Genomic DNA, 17,071 nt, shown 5'->3' on the forward strand with positions numbered 1-17,071 from the left:
CTGGGTGATTGCGATTAATCGCGAAACACTTCATCCAGCAAGTTGTGCATGGCGGTAAACGCACGGCTGGAGGTTTTGGCGTCGTACATCATCTTGCCCGGCACATTGGCATGCGGGTCGGTGAAGGAATGCACCGCGCCGCCATAGCTGGTCAATTGCCAGTCCACGCTCGCCGCATTCATCTCGGCCGCAAAAACCGGTAGCTGTTCGTTTGGCACCAAGGGATCAGAAGCGCCGTGCAACACCAGCACCGAGCCCTTGATGCTCTGTGCATCGATAGGATTTGGGGTGTCGAGGTTGCCGTGGAAGGACACGGCGGCTAGCAGTGGTGCACCACTGCGCGCCAGCTCAAGCGAGCAGCAACCGCCAAAGCAGAAGCCAAAGGTCGCCAGCTTGCTGCTGTCGACCTGGGCCAGGCCCTGATTTTTCAGCGCGTCATACGCTGCCCACATCCGCTTGCGCAACAGGGCGCGGTCATTCTTGAGCGGCATCATTGCAGCGCCCGCCTCGTCGGCATCGCCCGGGCGGATGGCCTGACCGTACAAGTCAGCAATCAGTACCACGTAGCCCTGCTCTGCAACCGACTTGGCAATCTCTTCGGCAGCCGCGCTGATGCCCATCCAGTTGGGCGCCATCAGCAAACCCGGCAAAGGGTCTTCTCGGCTCGGGTCAAACGCGAGGCGGCCTTCGTAAGCTTGGCCGTCGATTTGATAGGCCACTGAACTGACCGTAATTGATTTCATTAAAAACTCCTGAATTCAAAACAAAAAAAACCCGCCGAAGCGGGTTTTTATAGCGCGGTTAGACCGACAACTCTACTAACAATTTGTTAAGCCGACGGACATAAGCCGCAGGGTCTTTCAAGCTGTCACCGGCTGCCAGTGCGGCCTGGTCGAAGAGGATGTGCGACAGGTCACCAAAACGCTCTTCGCTCTGCTCTGCATCGAGTTTCTCGATCAGCGGGTGAGCCGGGTTGAACTCAAAGATTGGCTTGGACTCAGGCACTTTCTGACCGCTAGCTTCCAGGATCTGACGCATTTGCATGCCCAGGTCCTGCTCGCCGATGGCCAGAATTGCTGGGGAGTCGGTCAGACGGTGCGATACACGCACTTCGCTGACGCTTTCGCCCAAGGCTGCCTTGATGCGTTCAACCAGACCTTCTTTGGCCTTGGCCACTTCCTCTGCAGCTTTCTTGTCCTCTTCGGAGTCCAGGTTGCCCAGATCGAGGTCGCCACGTGCCACGTCAACAAAGCTCTTGCCGTCGAAATCGCTGAGGTAGCTCATGAGCCACTCGTCGATACGGTCGGTCAGCAGCAGGACTTCGATGCCTTTTTTGCGGAAGACTTCGAGGTGCGGGCTGTTCTTGACCTGTGCGTAAGTTTCGCCGGTCAGGTAGTAAATCTTGTCCTGACCTTCTTTGGCACGTGCCAGGTAGTCGACCAGAGACACGTTTTGCTCACCATCGTCACCGTGGGTCGAAGCAAAACGCAGCAGGCCGGCGATTTTTTCCTTGTTGGCGAAGTCTTCAGCCGGGCCTTCTTTCATGACCTGGCCGAAGTTTTTCCAGAAGCCCTGGTATTTCTCAGGCTCGTTCTTCGCCAGTTTTTCCAGCATGTCGAGCACACGCTTGGTCAGCGCGGTCTTCATCGAGTCGATGATCGGGTCTTTTTGCAGGATTTCCCGCGACACGTTCAACGACAGGTCGTTGGAGTCGATCACGCCCTTGATAAAGCGCAGGTACAACGGCAGGAACGATTCGGCCTGATCCATGACGAATACGCGCTGTACATAGAGCTTCAGGCCTTTAGGGGCTTCACGCTGGTACAGATCGAATGGAGCACGGGCCGGCACGTAGAGCAGTGAGCTGTATTCCAGCTTGCCTTCAACCTTGTTGTGGCTCCAGGCCAGCGGGTTCTCGTAGTCGTGTGCAATGTGCTTGTAGAACTCCTGGTATTCCTCGTCTTTGACTTCAGTACGAGGACGAGTCCACAGGGCGCTTGCGCGGTTAACGGTTTCCCATTCCAACGCAGGTGCTTCTTCGCCTTCGGCAACGGGTTGCTCTTTAGGCAGCTCGATCGGCAAGGCGATATGGTCGGAGTACTTCTTGATGATGTTGCGCAGGCGCCAGCCGTCAGCGAACTCGGATTCGCCGGACTTCAGGTGCAGAACAATCTTGGTGCCGCGATCGGCTTTTTCGACGGTGGCAACTTCAAAATCGCCTTCGCCCTTGGAGGACCAGTGCACGCCTTCGCTTGCAGGAGTCCCGGCGCGACGGCTGTAGACATCAACCTTGTCGGCGACGATGAAGGCAGAGTAAAAGCCCACGCCGAACTGACCGATCAGGTGCGAGTCTTTCTTCTGGTCACCTGTCAGGTTTTTCATGAAGTCAGCAGTACCGGATTTCGCAATCGTACCCAGGTGGGTGATCACGTCATCGCGGTTCATACCAATACCGTTGTCTTCGAGAGTGACGGTGTTAGCGTCCTTGTCGAAGCTCACACGGATTTTAAGGTCGGCACCGCCCTCCAGCAGTTCTGGCTTGGACAGTGCTTCAAAACGTAATTTGTCGACAGCATCAGAGGCGTTCGAGATCAATTCGCGAAGGAAGATTTCCTTGTTGGAGTACAGCGAATGGATCATGAGGTGCAGCAGTTGCTTGACCTCGGTCTGGAAGCCCAGGGTTTCTTTTTGAGTTTCCACGCTCATTGTTATCAAACTCCGATTGGATGGCATGAGCCACGCCCTAGTGGGTTGGCGGCGGGATGTCATGAAAGTTGGGGGCTAAGGTTCAAATTTCAAGGCCTGATGGAATGGCATCCGTTTTTTACCAATCGTTTCTGCCCCTGATGCTTTACTTATATATGTCGAAAAGCATGGAACTTAAGCTATCTGCCTATGCTCAAACGCCCCGTAGATCTACTCATAAGGAGAAACACCCCATGCGTAATACTTTTGCTGTTGCCTTGATGCTGGCTGCCACCCTTGGTCTGGCTGCGTGCGACAAGAAGTCCGAAGATAAAGCCCAGGACGCCACTCAGCACGCTGAGCAAGCTCAAGAAAAAATGTCTGAAGCTCAGGACAAAGTGAACGACGCGGCGAAAGAAAACGCCGAAGCTGCCAAAGCTCAGGCCGAGTCCAACAAAGCCGCCGCTGAAGAAGCCGCTCCTGCTACTCCTGCTGCTCCAGTGGCAACTCCAGAAAGCAAGTAATACGGCTTTTTGTGAGGTAAAACAAAGCCCGCCAAGTGCGGGCTTTGTTATGTCTGGCATTAACCTTTGTCGATCGAGCGCCCGAACACACCGCCATAAAAAAAGCCCTGCATCCATAAGATGCAGGGCTTTTTTATCTATTCAGATACGCTTTTGGCGAACTGAATAATTACGCGAGTGCTTCTGCACGCTTGCCCAGCAGACGGTCGCAAATAAATGCACCCACCAAGGTCACGAGGCATGGTACCAGCCACGCCAAACCCTGGTCGCTGAATGGCATATTCGCCAGTTGGCTCGGAATCCAGCCAGCCAGGCCCGCCCCTTTGAGCGCATCGATCGAACCGAAGATGAATGACACCAGCATGACCGGACCCACGATCCGCGCCTGGGCATGCCACAGGCCTTTGCAGAAGCTCAACGCCACCAGCACGATGCACGGCGGGTAAATCGCCGTCAGCAGCGGGATGGAGAAGGCGATCAACTGCGTCAGACCAAGGTTCGACACGGCCAGCGAGAACACCGCAAGGATAATCACCAGCGTCTTGTAAGACAGAGGCAAGACAGTGCTGAAGTATTCAGCGCAGGCACATGTCAGGCCCACGGCCGTTACCAGGCATGCCAGGGCAATCAATACAGCCAGGAAGCCGCTGCCCAGGGAGCCAAACGTGTGCTGTACGTAGGCGTGCAATACTGCCGCGCCATTGGTTGCACCCGCCGCCACTTCGTGGCTGCCCGCACCCAAGCGGAACAGGCTGATATACACCAGCGCAAGGCCAACACCGGCGATCAGACCGGCAATGATTGCGTAACGGGTAATCAGCTTCGGCGACTCAACCCCACGGGAGCGAATGGCATTCACGATCACAATGCCGAAAACCAGTGCACCCAGGGTATCCATGGTCAGGTAACCATTGATGAACCCTTGAGAGAAAGGTGCCGCCACGTACTCTGGAGTCGCAACGCCAACATCACCCGCAGGCAAGGCCACGGCGGCAATGCCGAGAATAGCCAGGGCAATGATTTTCAATGGAGCAAGGAAGCGCCCTACCGTGTCCAGCAGACGGCCTGGATACAGAGAAACGAAGAACACAATCAGGAAGTACACCGAGCTGTACAAGAACAGCGCCAGCGGGCTTTCGCCAGTCAACGGCGCCAGACCGACCTCAAAAGAGACGGTGGCGGTACGCGGGGTCGCGAACAGCGGGCCTACAGCCAGATAGGCCACAGCCGCCAGCAAGCCACCCGCGATTTTACCGATCGGGCTGCTCAGTGCGTCCATTCCGCCGCCAACTTTGGCCAGCGCAATCACAGTGACCACCGGCAAACCGACTGCGGTGATCAGGAAGCCCAATGCGGCCATCCAGACATTCGGTCCAGCCTGCAGGCCAACAATTGGCGGGAAAATGATGTTGCCAGCCCCAACGAACAGGGCAAAAGTCATAAACCCAAGTGCCAGGATGTCCTGGCCTTTCAATACTTTCATTACGGAAATACCACACTACTGAATCGGAATTTAGAGGGGAATTTCCCGTGCGGATGTGGGAAATGCTGTCGGTCTGTATAAGTCCGACCCGTCTAGCGCGCGGCTTCCTTTTGGGATGCACACGCAGAAATGCAGAATGGCGGCAAGATTACCGATTTTTTTCCTACAACGCACTGTTAGAGGGCGGACTGTCCGATGAACGAACGCAGTTGTCGCCTGGATGACATCGAAAATTGATTTGGTGTGGTTTTGCAGCGTTGGTGCTGCCGCGATGGGGTAGGCACGAAGGCCACCCGAAGGTGCAATGTTGTTCACTTAAGTGATTTTTGCCTCTGTGGGAGCGGGCTTGCTCGCGATGGTCTTTAACGATGCCCGATATTTACCGAATAAATACGCCGCTCTGAAGCCATCGCGAGCAAGCCCGCCCCCACACTTGAGCAGTGTCGCAGTCAAGCGGGTTTTGTATCTGACAGACGATGGCCCATCAGTTATTTTTTGTCTCTTAGCTCTGGATTGGCGAACTGCGCATTAAACGAAACAAGTGACGACAGCTTCTCGAATAATGGAACAGGCTCGAACTTCCCACTTTCCCTTCCCTGTTCAATAGCCGCGACAATTTTGTCAGGTGATATATCTGTCGCTCCATGATAATAAATCTCACCCGCCCTGCCGCTCACTACAACTTCATCCAGTTCAGGCACAAGGCTTTCGTATTGTTCGGGGTTCGAGGTACTGACATACGCATCTTCGTGATAGTCCATTGGTGTTCTTCTGGCACCGTCCCGCAAGTCTTTTCCTTCATTGATATCTTTCAAACCAGACTCATACCGTGAGAAGACGCCCATCGTACTAGTGGCCTTATCAACTGCCAGGATGTTGAGCGATACACGGTAACCATGCTCTTTGCACGCTTTGGCTGCGGCCAGCACTTCATGATTTCTACTATTGATGGATTTCTGGATGACCATGTTAAGCCTGTTTTCGAGCCCATGCTTTTGCAGACCCTCCTCCAGATAACGCGCTATCTCCTTGCTGCCGGGCACAGTGCCAGGGTAACCCTCCCGTGCCGCCTCAGTGTAGCCAGGGACAAAACGCTTCAGATCATCGTAATCGACGATCACACAGTTACCTTTGAACTGTGCTGAAATACTGTTTATCGCCGTTGATTTTCCAGCGCCCATTTGGCCGGTAACAATATGGGAAGCAGGATTTTTTTGTGAAGTTGCAGCAGCCGCTAATTCTTTTATAACGACCTGCAATAGTTTGAGTTTTTCCTCACTACCCAATGACCCTACTTGTCTGGGATCTGAAGAAACTTGAATGTGTCGAAGCTCATGAAAACTGGCGGACCTTTGCACGCTGGCCAGACCTGGAGAAATACCCTTCATTGTTTAACCTCCACTGGTTGAGAAGTTAATATTTTCATTCTGCACAAATAACCAGTCAAGAAACGGGCACCTCCAATATACATTTGGATATGTCAGTAACATCCTCTCGCATAAGGTTTATTTCGAAGGTAAACCTAGAGGGCAGCGCCCAACTTTCCAGTTAATTTCTTCGACGTGTAACGCCTATATATTTGTTTAGTACCGAAACACCAAACGCACAAAGGCCACCCGAAGGTGGCCTTTGTCTGGTGTAGCTATCAACTAAGCGCGTGGCTTATTTGATTGCCCAGCCAGTCAGCTCGGACAGAGCCTTGCCGATGTCTGCCAGCGAACGCACGGTTTTAACGCCTGCGTCTTCCAGAGCAGCAAACTTCTCGTCTGCAGTGCCCTTGCCGCCAGAGATGATTGCGCCAGCATGGCCCATGCGCTTGCCAGCAGGGGCAGTCACACCAGCGATGTAGGAAACAACTGGCTTGGTCACGTGTGCCTTGATGTAGGCAGCCGCTTCTTCTTCAGCCGAACCGCCGATCTCACCGATCATTACGATAGCTTCGGTCTTCGGGTCTTCCTGGAACAGCTTCAGGATGTCGATGAAGTTGGAACCAGGGATCGGGTCACCACCGATGCCTACGCAAGTCGACTGACCGAAACCGGCGTCAGTAGTTTGCTTGACCGCTTCGTAAGTCAGGGTGCCGGAACGCGACACGATGCCTACTTTGCCTGGCAAGTGAATGTGACCTGGCATGATGCCGATCTTGCATTCGCCTGGAGTGATAACGCCTGGGCAGTTAGGGCCGATCAGGGTAACACCCAGCTCGTCGCACTTAACCTTAGCGTCCAGCATGTCCAGGGTAGGAATGCCTTCAGTGATGCAAACGATCAGCTTGATGCCGCCGAACGCTGCTTCAAGGATGGAGTCCTTGCAGAAAGGAGCCGGTACGTAGATAACGCTGGCAGTTGCGCCAGTGGCAGCTACAGCTTCTTTCACGGTGTTGAAAACAGGCAGGTCCAGGTGAGTGGTGCCGCCTTTGCCCGGAGTAACGCCACCGACCATCTTGGTGCCGTATTCGATGGCTTGCTGGGTGTGGAAACTACCCTGCGAACCAGTGATGCCTTGGCAGATAACTTTGGTGTCTTTATTGATCAGGACGCTCATTACTTGCCCTCCGCAGCTTTAACAACTTGTTGAGCAGCGTCGGTCAAGCTGGTAGCAGCGATGATGTTCAAGCCGCTTTCTGCCAGTACTTTAGCGCCCAGTTCAGCGTTGTTGCCTTCAAGGCGAACAACCACCGGGATTTTCACGCCGACTTCTTTCACTGCACCGATGATGCCTTCGGCAATCATGTCGCAACGAACGATGCCGCCGAAGATGTTGACCAGTACTGCAGCGACATTGCTGTCGGACAGGATGATCTTGAACGCTTCGGTAACGCGTTCTTTGGTAGCACCGCCGCCAACGTCGAGGAAGTTGGCTGGCTTGCCGCCATGCAGGTTAACGATGTCCATGGTGCCCATCGCCAGACCAGCGCCGTTTACCATGCAGCCGATGTTGCCTTCCAGTGCTACGTAGTTCAGTTCGAACTTGGCAGCGTGCGCTTCGCGCGGATCGTCTTGCGACGGATCGTGGAAAGTTTTCAGCTTGGCCTGACGGTACATGGCGTTTGCGTCGATGTTGATTTTTGCATCGAGGCAGTGCAGATCGCCGTCAGTCTTGATAACCAGCGGGTTCACTTCCAGCAGAGCCAGGTCGTGATCCTTGAACAGTTTGGCCAGACCTACGAAGATCTTGGCGAACTGAGTGACTTGCTTGCCTTCCAGACCCAGCTGGAAAGCCAACTCGCGACCCTGGAATGGCTGAGCGCCAACCAGTGGATCGATAGTAGCTTTCAGAATTTTTTCTGGAGTGTCGTGAGCGATCTTCTCGATGTCCACGCCACCTTCGGTGGAAGCCATGAACACGATACGACGGCTGGAACGGTCAACGACAGCGCCCAGGTACAGCTCTTTAGCGATATCAGTGCACGATTCAACCAGGATCTTGGTGACCGGCTGACCATTGGCATCAGTCTGGTAAGTCACCAGACGCTTGCCCAACCACTGTTGTGCGAATGCTTTAGCGTCTTCTTTGCTGCGAACCAGCTTAACGCCGCCCGCTTTACCGCGACCACCTGCGTGAACCTGGGCTTTAACAACCCACTCGGTCCCGCCGATTTTGTCGCAAGCTTCTGCGGCTGCTTCCGGGGTGTCTACTGCATAACCCTTGGATACTGGCAGGCCGTATTCAGCGAACAGCTGCTTACCCTGATACTCGTGAAGATTCATGCTTTTTACCGTCTTCGTTAGGTACTGCGCATTCGGCGCTGCACTTTTATTAGTGCCGCACCACCTGTGACTGCTGCTTGTGCTGCCTGTTCAAGCCCGACATCCGCGTAAGCGGAGTCGGCCCCGAGTAAAACAAGACAAGACTGCGTCCGGCGGAAGTTCCGCGGTGAGGCTTGCTAGCAAGGCTCACGACGGGCAAACCGCCGTGGTTTCTTATTGTCTGGTATTAACGTTTTTTGCGGTTGGCAATGTGGATGGCGCCGCCATTCACTGCCAGTGCTGCTTCGTGCAAGGCTTCAGACAGGGTTGGATGGGAGAAAACCATCATGCCCAGATCTTCAGCGCTGGTGCCGAATTCCATACCGATCGCGCCCTGCTGTACCAGCTCTGCTGCGCTCGGGCCAATCACGTGGACGCCCAGTACGCGGTCAGTTTTGGCATCAGCAATGACTTTAACAAAGCCACCGGTATCGTTTGCTGCCATGGCACGGCCACTGGCTGCGAACGGGAAGGTGCCGACGTTAACTTCAACGCCTTCAGCTTTCAAGGCCTGTTCGGTTTTACCGACCCACGCGATCTCCGGGTGAGTGTAAATAACCGATGGAATCAGGTCGTAGTTCATCTCGGTCTTGTGACCTTTGATGCGCTCAACAACCATGATGCCTTCTTCCGAAGCCTTGTGAGCCAGCATCATGCCACGTACCACGTCACCAATGGCGAATACGCCCGGTACGCTGGTCGCGCAATGATCGTCAACAAACACGAAACCGCGCTCGTCGATGGTCACGCCGCTGTCAGCTGCCAACAGCTCGGTAGTCACCGGACGGCGACCAACGGCTACGATCAGCTTGTCAAACGTGATGGTCTGTTCGCCGTTGGCGTCGGTGTAGGTCACAACGACTTCTTCGCCGTTAACCTTGGAACCTGTAACGCGAGCGCCCAGCTTGATGTCCAGACCTTGTTTGGTCAGGGTTTTGTAGGCTTCTTTGGATACGGCAGCGTCTGCAGCCATCAGGAACGTGTCCAGGGCTTCCAGGACAGTTACTTCAGCACCCAGACGGGACCATACCGAACCCAGTTCCAGACCGATAACGCCAGCGCCGATAACGCCCAGACGCTTGGGTACGGACTGGAATTCCAGTGCGCCGGTCGAATCAACGATGACGTTGTTATCAACTGGAGCAGGTGGAATGTCGATTGGGCGCGAGCCCGAAGCCAGAATCACGTTCTCGGCTTCGATGATTTCGACGGTGCCGTCTGGCTTGGTCAGTTCAACTCGCTTGCCGGCCAGCAGTTTGCCGTGGCCTTGCAGGGAAGTAACGCCGTTAGCCTTGAACAGGGTCGCAACGCCGGAAGTCAGACCTTTAACGATGTTGGCTTTACGGCCAACCATCGCAGCAACGTCCATCTTCACTTCACCGGTGGTGATGCCGTGGATAGCAAATGCATCCTTGGCTTCGTGATACTTCCAGGAGCTGTCCAGCAGCGCCTTGGATGGAATGCAGCCAACGTTCAGGCAAGTGCCGCCCAGCGCCAGTTTGCCTTCCTTGTCGGTGTATTTTTCGATGCAAGCAGTCGATAGGCCCAGTTGAGCAGCCTTGATGGCAGCAACGTAGCCGCCAGGGCCCGCACCAATCACTACAACGTCAAATTTCTGAGACATGTAAAAAAGTCCTCTTTAGCTACAAGCTTCAAGCTGCAAGCTACAAGGCCAAACCACAATTGCTTGCAGCTTCACACTTGCAGCTCATAGCTGTTTCCTATGATACGAGCCTCAAGCCGGTTGCTTTAACGCGCGGCCTGAAACTCGCAGCTGCTTCTATCAGATATCCAGCAGCAGGCGAGCTGGGTCTTCCAGCAGGTTTTTGATTGCTACCAGGAAACTTACAGCTTCTTTGCCGTCGATCAAGCGGTGATCGTAAGACAGAGCCAAATACATCATCGGGCGGATTACGACCTGACCGTTGATTGCCATTGGACGCTGAAGGATGTTGTGCATGCCCAGAATCGCGGCTTGCGGCGGGTTAACGATCGGGGTCGACATCATCGAACCGAAAGTACCACCGTTAGTGATTGTGAACGTACCACCCGTCATTTCGTCGATGGACAGTTTGCCGTCACGGGCTTTTTTACCGTAAGCAGCGATGCCGCCTTCGATTTCAGCCAGGCTCATCAGTTCGGCGTTACGCAGAACCGGAACCACCAGACCACGGTCGCTAGAAACAGCAACACCGATGTCGGCGAAGCCGTGGTAAACGATGTCGGAACCGTCGATCGAAGCGTTAACTGCCGGGAAGCGTTTCAGCGCTTCGGTAGCAGCCTTGACGAAGAACGACATGAAGCCCAGACGTACGCCGTTGTGCGACTTCTCGAACAGGTCCTTGTACTTCGAACGCAATGCCATGATTTCAGTCATGTCCACTTCGTTGAAAGTGGTCAGCATCGCCATGTTCGATTGAGCTTCAACCAGACGCTTGGCCACGGTGGCACGAACGCGGGTCATCGGAACGCGTTTTTCTACGCGGTCGCCAGCAGCGAATACCGGAGCAGCAGCGGCAGGAGCAGCAGCCTTTGCAGGCGCAGCAGCAGGAGCAGGAGCAGCCTTTTTAGCAGCAACAGCGGCAACGACGTCTTCCTTGGTCACACGACCGCCTTTGCCTGTACCGGCAACGGAAGCGATGTTGATACCGTTTTCTTCAGCGATCTTGCGAGCAGCAGGAGCTGCAACCGGATCGTCTTCGCCTTCGCCAGCTGGAGCAGCAGCCTGAGCGGCCGGTGCAGCAGCGGCTGGGGCAGCAGCAACGCCGCCTTCAACGATGGAGCCCAGAACTTCATCGGAAAGAACGGTGTCGCCTTCGTTCTTGACGATAGCGCCCAGAACGCCGTCAGCTGTAGCCAGTACTTCCAGCACAACCTTGTCGGTTTCGATATCAACAATCAGGTCGTCGCGCTTTACAGCGTCGCCCGGTTGTTTGTGCCAGGTGGCAACGGTGCCATCGGCAACCGATTCCGGAAATGTTGGGGCTTTGATCTCGATAGCCATGTTCTTTGGTTCCTTAAATTCGGTTTCAGTGCGCGAAGGCGTTAAACAGTGAACGCGTCTTGCAACAGTTTTGCCTGTTGCTCAGCGTGCATCGATGCGTAACCACAAGCAGGTGCAGCAGAAGCGTCACGGCCCGCGTACTCAAGTACGAGAGATTTGTCGTGACCGCTGATGATGCGGCGCATGTGGTGCTGGCTGCAGTACCAGGCACCCTGGTTCATCGGCTCTTCCTGACACCAGACAATATGTTTGGCGTTTTTGTATGGAGCCAGGACTTCAATCAAGTCGTCCTCAGGGAACGGGTACAGCTGCTCAAGACGCACGATGGCGATGTCATCACGACCTTCGGCACGGCGTTTTTCCAGCAGGTCGTAGTAGACCTTGCCGCTACACAGCACGATGCGACCGACTTTCGCCGGGTCTTGTGCATCGATTTCTGGAATAACGGTCTGGAACGAACCTTCGGCCAGATCTTCCAGGGTCGAGATTGCCAATTTGTGACGCAGCAACGACTTCGGTGTCAGGACGATCAGCGGCTTGCGCAGCGGACGGATGACCTGACGACGCAGCAGGTGATAAATCTGCGCTGGAGTCGTCGGCACGCACACCTGAATGTTGTGCTCGGCGCACAGCTGCAGGTAACGCTCAAGACGTGCGGAGGAGTGCTCCGGGCCCTGACCTTCATAACCGTGTGGCAGCAGCATGGTCAGACCGCACAAACGGCCCCACTTGTGCTCGCCACTGGTGATGAACTGGTCGATTACAACCTGGGCGCCGTTGGCGAAGTCGCCGAACTGGGCTTCCCAGATCACCAACGCGTTAGGCGTGGTGGTCGAGTAACCATATTCGAAGGCCAACACGGCTTCTTCGGACAGCAACGAGTCGTACAGGTCAAAGCGTGGCTGACCTTCAAACAGGTGCTTCAGAGGAATGTAGGTGCCAGCATCTTTCTGGTTGTGCAACACGGCGTGACGGTGCGAGAACGTACCGCGGCCAATGTCCTGACCCGTCATGCGAATCGGGTGACCTTCGAACTGCAGGGTTGCGTATGCCATTGTTTCGGCATAACCCCAGTTGATAGGCAGGCCGCCGGCTTGCATTTTTTGACGATCTTCGTAGATCTTCGCAACCTGACGCTGAACCACGAAGCCTTCCGGAATTTCCAGCAGCTTGGCAGACAGCTCTTGCAGGGTCTTGAGATCGAAGCGCGTGTCGTGACGTGCAGTCCAGGCGTGACCCAGGTATGGGCGCCAGTCTACGAACAGCTCTTTGTTTGGCTCTTTGACCAGACTTTTCACAACATGCAGACCGTTGTCCAGCGCGTTGCGGTATTCGTCGATCTTGGCCTGAACGCGTTCTGCGTCTACCACTTTTTCTTGCGTCAGACGTTCGGCATACAGTTCACGGGTAGTGCGCTGTTTGGCGATCTGCTGATACATCAGCGGCTGAGTACCGTTTGGCTCGTCGGCCTCGTTGTGACCGCGACGGCGGTAGCAGAACAGGTCGATCACGACATCACGCTTGAACTGCATGCGATAGTCGATAGCCAGCTGGGTTACGAACAGAACGGCTTCCGGATCATCACCATTTACATGGAGGATCGGTGCCTGGATCATTTTCGCAACGTCCGTGCAGTACTCGGTGGAGCGCGAGTCTTCCGGATTGCTGATGGTGAAACCCACCTGGTTGTTGATGACCAGATGAATGGTGCCGCCCGTCTTGAAGCCGCGAGTTTGCGACATCTGGAAGGTTTCCATGACCACGCCCTGACCTGCGAACGCAGCATCACCGTGGATGGAAATTGGCAGTACCTTTTCGCCCGTGCTGTCGTTACGACGGTCCTGGCGAGCACGTACGGACCCTTCAACCACTGGAGAAACGATTTCCAGGTGGGAGGGGTTAAACGCCATTGCCAGATGGACTTCACCACCACCGGTCATGACGTTGGAGGAGAAGCCCTGGTGATATTTAACGTCACCGGAACCCAACTCGATCTTTTTCTTGCCTTCGAACTCGTCGAACAACTCGCGCGGGTTTTTACCGAAGGTGTTCACCAATACGTTCAGACGGCCACGGTGGGCCATGCCGATAACGATTTCTTTGGTGCCGTAGTTGCCCGAACGCTGGATCAGCTCGTCCAGCAAAGGAATCAGGCTCTCGCCACCTTCCAGGCCGAAACGCTTGGTGCCCGGGTATTTGGTACCCAGGTACTTCTCCAGACCTTCAGCTGCAGTAACGCGCTCAAGCAGATGGCCTTTAACTTCAGCCGAATACGTCGGGCGGCCGCGTACGCTTTCGAGGCGCTGCTCAAACCAGTGGCGCTGCTCGGAATCGACGATGTGCGTGAACTCTGCGCCAATGGTGCGGCAATATGTCTGCTGCAACGCTTCGAGAATTTCGCGTAGGCTCGCTTCCTCTTTGCCGATGTACAGGTCGCCGGCACGGAAGGTCGTATCAAGATCGGCATTGGTCAAGCCGTAATGATTGATCGACAGGTCTGCAGGTGCAGGACGCTGCCACAGCCCCAGCGGATCAAGCTGGGCTGCCTGGTGGCCGCGCATCCGATAGGCCTGGATCAATCGCAGCACTTCAACCTGCTTCTTCTCGTGCTCACTGCTCACGCTCCCGGCGGAAACCGGTTGGGCGCGGCGCTGGTTCTTTGCCAGCAGCACGAAATGATCGCGGATTGTGGAGTGCGAAACATCGTTGGCAGAGTTGCCGTCAGTAGGCAACGTCTGAAATTTGGTGCGCCATTCTTCTGGCACAGCGTTAGGGTCGTGCAGGTAGAGCTCATAGAGCTCTTCCACATAGGCAGCGTTACCACCTGAAAGATAGCCGCTGTTCCACATGCGCTGCATCACGCTTTCTTGCATGCTTGGTCACCCTCGGTTAGGGGACACCATCGACGAGAACACCAGAGCATGCTTGAGAAAGTCCGAATACAGCGACTAAAACAAGCCACTTAGGATCACGCTGATAGTCCGGGTACCAGCCCGGATGCCCCTGCTGGTCTCATTTCTTCAAAATAAGAGCCGCAGCTTTTGAGCTGTTGCTCAGGTTAAAACTACGGCGCCGGTTGAAGCCTGCGCCGCAGCATTTACGGTTACAGCGGTCCTACGGTACAGCTTTAGATCACACGCCGCTTTGCAGCAGCATGCTACGCACGTGACCGATGGCCTTAGTCGGGTTCAAGCCCTTCGGACACACGTTTACGCAGTTCATGATCCCGCGGCAGCGGAATACGCTGAACGGGTCATCCAGTGAAGCCAGACGCTCACTGGTCTTGGTGTCACGGCTGTCAGCCAGGAAACGATAGGCTTGCAACAGTGCAGCAGGGCCCAGGAACTTGTCCGGGTTCCACCAGAAGGACGGGCACGAGGTGGAGCAGCAAGCGCACAGGATGCACTCGTACAGACCGTCGAGCTTTTCACGTTCTTCAGGCGATTGCAGACGCTCAATGGCCGGAGCCGGAGTATCGTTCTGCAGGAACGGCTTAACTTTCTCGTATTGCTTGTAGAAGATGCTCATATCGACGACCAGGTCACGGATAACCGGCAAACCTGGCAATGGACGAACAATCAGCTTGTTGCCTTTAACGACAGCGGACAGCGGCGTTACACACGCCAAAGCATTTTTGCCGTTGATGTTCATGCCGTCGGAGCCACAAACGCCCTCACGGCAAGAGCGACGATAGGAGAAACCTTCGTCCTGCTCTTTAACCAGCGCCAGCACGTCCAGCACCATCAGGTCTTTACCGTTGGTATTGACCTCGAATTCCTGCATGAACGGAGCAGAGTCCTGATCAGGGTTGTAACGATAAACACTGACTTTCAACATATCGGCCACCCTTAGTAAGTCCGAATCATGGGTTCAAAGGTCGGGACGGTTTTTGGCGAGAAGTTTACAGCTCGCTTGGCAACGCGCTTTTCACCCGGGAAGTACAGGGTGTGGCACAGCCAGTTAACGTCGTCACGATCTTCGAAATCTTCACGGGCGTGTGCACCGCGCGATTCTTTACGAACTTCAGCAGCGATTGCAGTCGCTTCAGCCACTTCGAGCAGGTTTTGCAGCTCAAGGGCTTCGATACGAGCAGTGTTGAACGCCTGGCTCTTATCGTTGATTTTCACGTTGGCAATGCGCTTGCGCAGATCAGCCAGCTGGGCAATACCCTTCTGCATGTATTCGCCAGTACGGAATACACCGAAGTAGTTCTGCATGCAGCTTTGCAGCTCTTTACGCAGGGTAGCTACGTCTTCGCCATCATTACGCGAGTTCAGGCCATCCAGACGTGCCAGGGCAGCATCGATATCGGACTGGCGAGGACGGGCGTAATCAACGCCTTCTTTCAGGGTTTGTTCAAGGAACAGTCCTGCAGCGCGACCGAATACCACCAGGTCGAGCAACGAGTTGCCGCCCAGACGGTTGGCACCGTGTACCGATACGCAGGCCACTTCACCCACTGCGAACAAGCCCGGGATGATCTGATCAACGCCGTCGGCGTCCTGAGTGATCGCCTGGCCATGAATGTTGGTGGCTACGCCGCCCATCATATAGTGGCAAGTAGGCACTACCGGAATCGGCGCTACGGCAGGGTCGACGTGAGCGAAAGTCTTGGACAGTTCCATGATGCCTGGCAGACGGCTGTGCAGAACTTCTTCACCCAAGTGATCGAGTTTCAGCATTACGTGGTCGCCATCAGGACCGCAACCGTTGCCCGCGATGATTTCTTTAACCATCGAGCGAGCGACTACGTCACGACCAGCAAGGTCTTTGGCGTTCGGAGCATAACGCTCCATGAAACGCTCGCCGTGCTTGTTGATCAGGTATCCACCTTCACCACGGCAACCTTCTGTAACCAGTACACCGGCGCCGGCAATACCGGTTGGGTGGAACTGCCACATTTCGATGTCCTGTACCGGCACGCCAGCACGCAGCGCCATGCCAATACCGTCACCGGTGTTGATCAGGGCGTTGGTAGTCGAAGAGTAGATACGACCTGCACCGCCAGTCGCCAATACAGTAGCGTTAGCGCGAACGTACGAAGTTTCACCGGTTTCGATGCAGATAACGATCATGCCGACAAAGTCGCCAGCTTCGTTCTTAACCAGATCGACACCGTAGTATTCGTTCAGGAATACAGTGCCGGCCTTCAGGTTGGCTTGGTACAGGGTGTGCAACAGCGCGTGACCGGTACGGTCGGCTGCGGCGCACGTACGGGCAGCCTGGCCGCCTTTACCGAAGTCCTTGGACTGACCGCCGAACGGACGCTGGTAGATGCGGCCCTGTTCGGTACGGGAGAACGGCATACCCATGTGTTCAAGTTCGTATACGGCTTCTGGGCCTACGGAACACATGTATTCGATAGCGTCTTGGTCACCGATGTAGTCGGAACCCTTGACGGTATCGTACATGTGCCAGCGCCAGTCATCGTTCGGATCTGCAGAGGCGATCGCGCAGGTAATACCGCCCTGAGCCGATACGGTGTGCGAACGAGTCGGGAAAACCTTGGTGATTACGGCAGTCTTGTGACCACCTTGTGCCAGCTGCAGAGCAGCGCGCATGCCAGCACCGCCGCCGCCAATAATGATGGCGTCGAACGAAAGTGTATTAACTGTGTTAGCCATGA

General features: G+C 55.1%; 12 protein-coding genes. 1 reads left to right on the forward strand and 11 read right to left on the reverse strand.

Features of this window, described 5'->3' with window-relative positions; all coding sequences use genetic code 11:
* Positions 1-14 precede the first annotated feature (14 nt).
* Together TU76_RS00265 and htpG are read right to left on the reverse strand one after the other, a co-directional pair.
* Complete coding sequence (locus TU76_RS00265; protein WP_019828547.1) at positions 15-743, reverse strand: dienelactone hydrolase family protein; 729 nt, start codon at positions 741-743, stop codon at positions 15-17.
* 58 nt (positions 744-801) lie between these two features.
* Entirely contained in the window at positions 802-2,706 is a 1,905-nt protein-coding gene (gene htpG / locus TU76_RS00270; protein WP_046808666.1) for a molecular chaperone HtpG, read from the reverse strand.
* Between the two features lie 233 nt (positions 2,707-2,939).
* Between htpG and TU76_RS00275 the strand changes: the two genes are divergently transcribed.
* Complete coding sequence (locus tag TU76_RS00275; protein WP_019828549.1) at positions 2,940-3,209, forward strand: lipoprotein; 270 nt, start codon at positions 2,940-2,942, stop codon at positions 3,207-3,209.
* Between the two features lie 169 nt (positions 3,210-3,378).
* Here the strand turns inward: TU76_RS00275 and brnQ are convergent, their stop codons facing one another.
* The 9 genes from brnQ to sdhA form a co-directional block, all read right to left on the reverse strand.
* The gene (gene brnQ / locus TU76_RS00280; protein ID WP_019828551.1) at positions 3,379-4,692 is read right to left on the reverse strand and encodes a branched-chain amino acid transport system II carrier protein; all 1,314 of its coding nucleotides are present in this window, start codon (positions 4,690-4,692) and stop codon (positions 3,379-3,381) included.
* A 488-nt stretch (positions 4,693-5,180) separates the two neighbouring features.
* On the reverse strand, positions 5,181-6,080 hold the full coding sequence (locus TU76_RS00285) for a zeta toxin family protein (RefSeq protein ID WP_048654656.1): 900 nt from the start codon (positions 6,078-6,080) through the stop codon (positions 5,181-5,183).
* 274 nt (positions 6,081-6,354) lie between these two features.
* The gene (sucD, locus tag TU76_RS00290) at positions 6,355-7,236 is read right to left on the reverse strand and encodes a succinate--CoA ligase subunit alpha (protein WP_019408932.1); all 882 of its coding nucleotides are present in this window, start codon (positions 7,234-7,236) and stop codon (positions 6,355-6,357) included.
* A complete protein-coding gene (gene sucC, locus TU76_RS00295; protein WP_019828555.1) occupies positions 7,236-8,402 on the reverse strand; it encodes an ADP-forming succinate--CoA ligase subunit beta in 1,167 nt (388 codons plus the stop codon). Before sucC ends, sucD begins: the two co-directional genes overlap by 1 nt.
* 226 nt (positions 8,403-8,628) lie before the next feature.
* The gene (gene lpdA, locus TU76_RS00300) at positions 8,629-10,065 is read right to left on the reverse strand and encodes a dihydrolipoyl dehydrogenase (RefSeq protein ID WP_019828556.1); all 1,437 of its coding nucleotides are present in this window, start codon (positions 10,063-10,065) and stop codon (positions 8,629-8,631) included.
* 159 nt (positions 10,066-10,224) lie between these two features.
* On the reverse strand, positions 10,225-11,445 hold the full coding sequence (odhB, locus tag TU76_RS00305; protein WP_048350837.1) for a 2-oxoglutarate dehydrogenase complex dihydrolipoyllysine-residue succinyltransferase: 1,221 nt from the start codon (positions 11,443-11,445) through the stop codon (positions 10,225-10,227).
* A 41-nt stretch (positions 11,446-11,486) separates the two neighbouring features.
* Positions 11,487-14,318, reverse strand: a complete 2,832-nt coding sequence (locus TU76_RS00310; RefSeq protein ID WP_019828558.1) for a 2-oxoglutarate dehydrogenase E1 component — start codon at positions 14,316-14,318, stop codon at positions 11,487-11,489.
* 259 nt (positions 14,319-14,577) lie between these two features.
* Positions 14,578-15,282 carry a succinate dehydrogenase iron-sulfur subunit gene (locus TU76_RS00315; RefSeq protein ID WP_019828559.1) on the reverse strand — a complete coding sequence of 235 codons (705 nt, stop codon included), beginning with the start codon at positions 15,280-15,282 and terminating at the stop codon, positions 14,578-14,580.
* Positions 15,283-15,293: 11 nt separating this feature from the next.
* Positions 15,294-17,069, reverse strand: coding sequence for a succinate dehydrogenase flavoprotein subunit (gene sdhA / locus TU76_RS00320; protein WP_019828561.1), 1,776 nt, complete (start codon positions 17,067-17,069; stop codon positions 15,294-15,296).
* Positions 17,070-17,071 lie beyond the last annotated feature (2 nt).

It is taken from the genome of Pseudomonas psychrophila (assembly GCF_001043005.1).
GTDB lineage: Bacteria > Pseudomonadota > Gammaproteobacteria > Pseudomonadales > Pseudomonadaceae > Aquipseudomonas > Aquipseudomonas psychrophila.

What these genes read in the sequence shown, in the direction of transcription:
- TU76_RS00265 (WP_019828547.1), bottom strand. Translation starts at nt 743, where the DNA reads ATGAAATCAATTACGGTCAGTTCAGTGGCCTATCAAATCGACGGCCAA.
- htpG (WP_046808666.1), bottom strand. Translation starts at nt 2,706, where the DNA reads ATGAGCGTGGAAACTCAAAAAGAAACCCTGGGCTTCCAGACCGAGGTC.
- TU76_RS00275 (WP_019828549.1), top strand. Translation starts at nt 2,940, where the DNA reads ATGCGTAATACTTTTGCTGTTGCCTTGATGCTGGCTGCCACCCTTGGT.
- brnQ (WP_019828551.1), bottom strand. Translation starts at nt 4,692, where the DNA reads ATGAAAGTATTGAAAGGCCAGGACATCCTGGCACTTGGGTTTATGACT.
- TU76_RS00285 (WP_048654656.1), bottom strand. Translation starts at nt 6,080, where the DNA reads ATGAAGGGTATTTCTCCAGGTCTGGCCAGCGTGCAAAGGTCCGCCAGT.
- sucD (WP_019408932.1), bottom strand. Translation starts at nt 7,236, where the DNA reads ATGAGCGTCCTGATCAATAAAGACACCAAAGTTATCTGCCAAGGCATC.
- sucC (WP_019828555.1), bottom strand. Translation starts at nt 8,402, where the DNA reads ATGAATCTTCACGAGTATCAGGGTAAGCAGCTGTTCGCTGAATACGGC.
- lpdA (WP_019828556.1), bottom strand. Translation starts at nt 10,065, where the DNA reads ATGTCTCAGAAATTTGACGTTGTAGTGATTGGTGCGGGCCCTGGCGGC.
- odhB (WP_048350837.1), bottom strand. Translation starts at nt 11,445, where the DNA reads ATGGCTATCGAGATCAAAGCCCCAACATTTCCGGAATCGGTTGCCGAT.
- TU76_RS00310 (WP_019828558.1), bottom strand. Translation starts at nt 14,318, where the DNA reads ATGCAAGAAAGCGTGATGCAGCGCATGTGGAACAGCGGCTATCTTTCA.
- TU76_RS00315 (WP_019828559.1), bottom strand. Translation starts at nt 15,282, where the DNA reads ATGTTGAAAGTCAGTGTTTATCGTTACAACCCTGATCAGGACTCTGCT.
- sdhA (WP_019828561.1), bottom strand. Translation starts at nt 17,069, where the DNA reads ATGGCTAACACAGTTAATACACTTTCGTTCGACGCCATCATTATTGGC.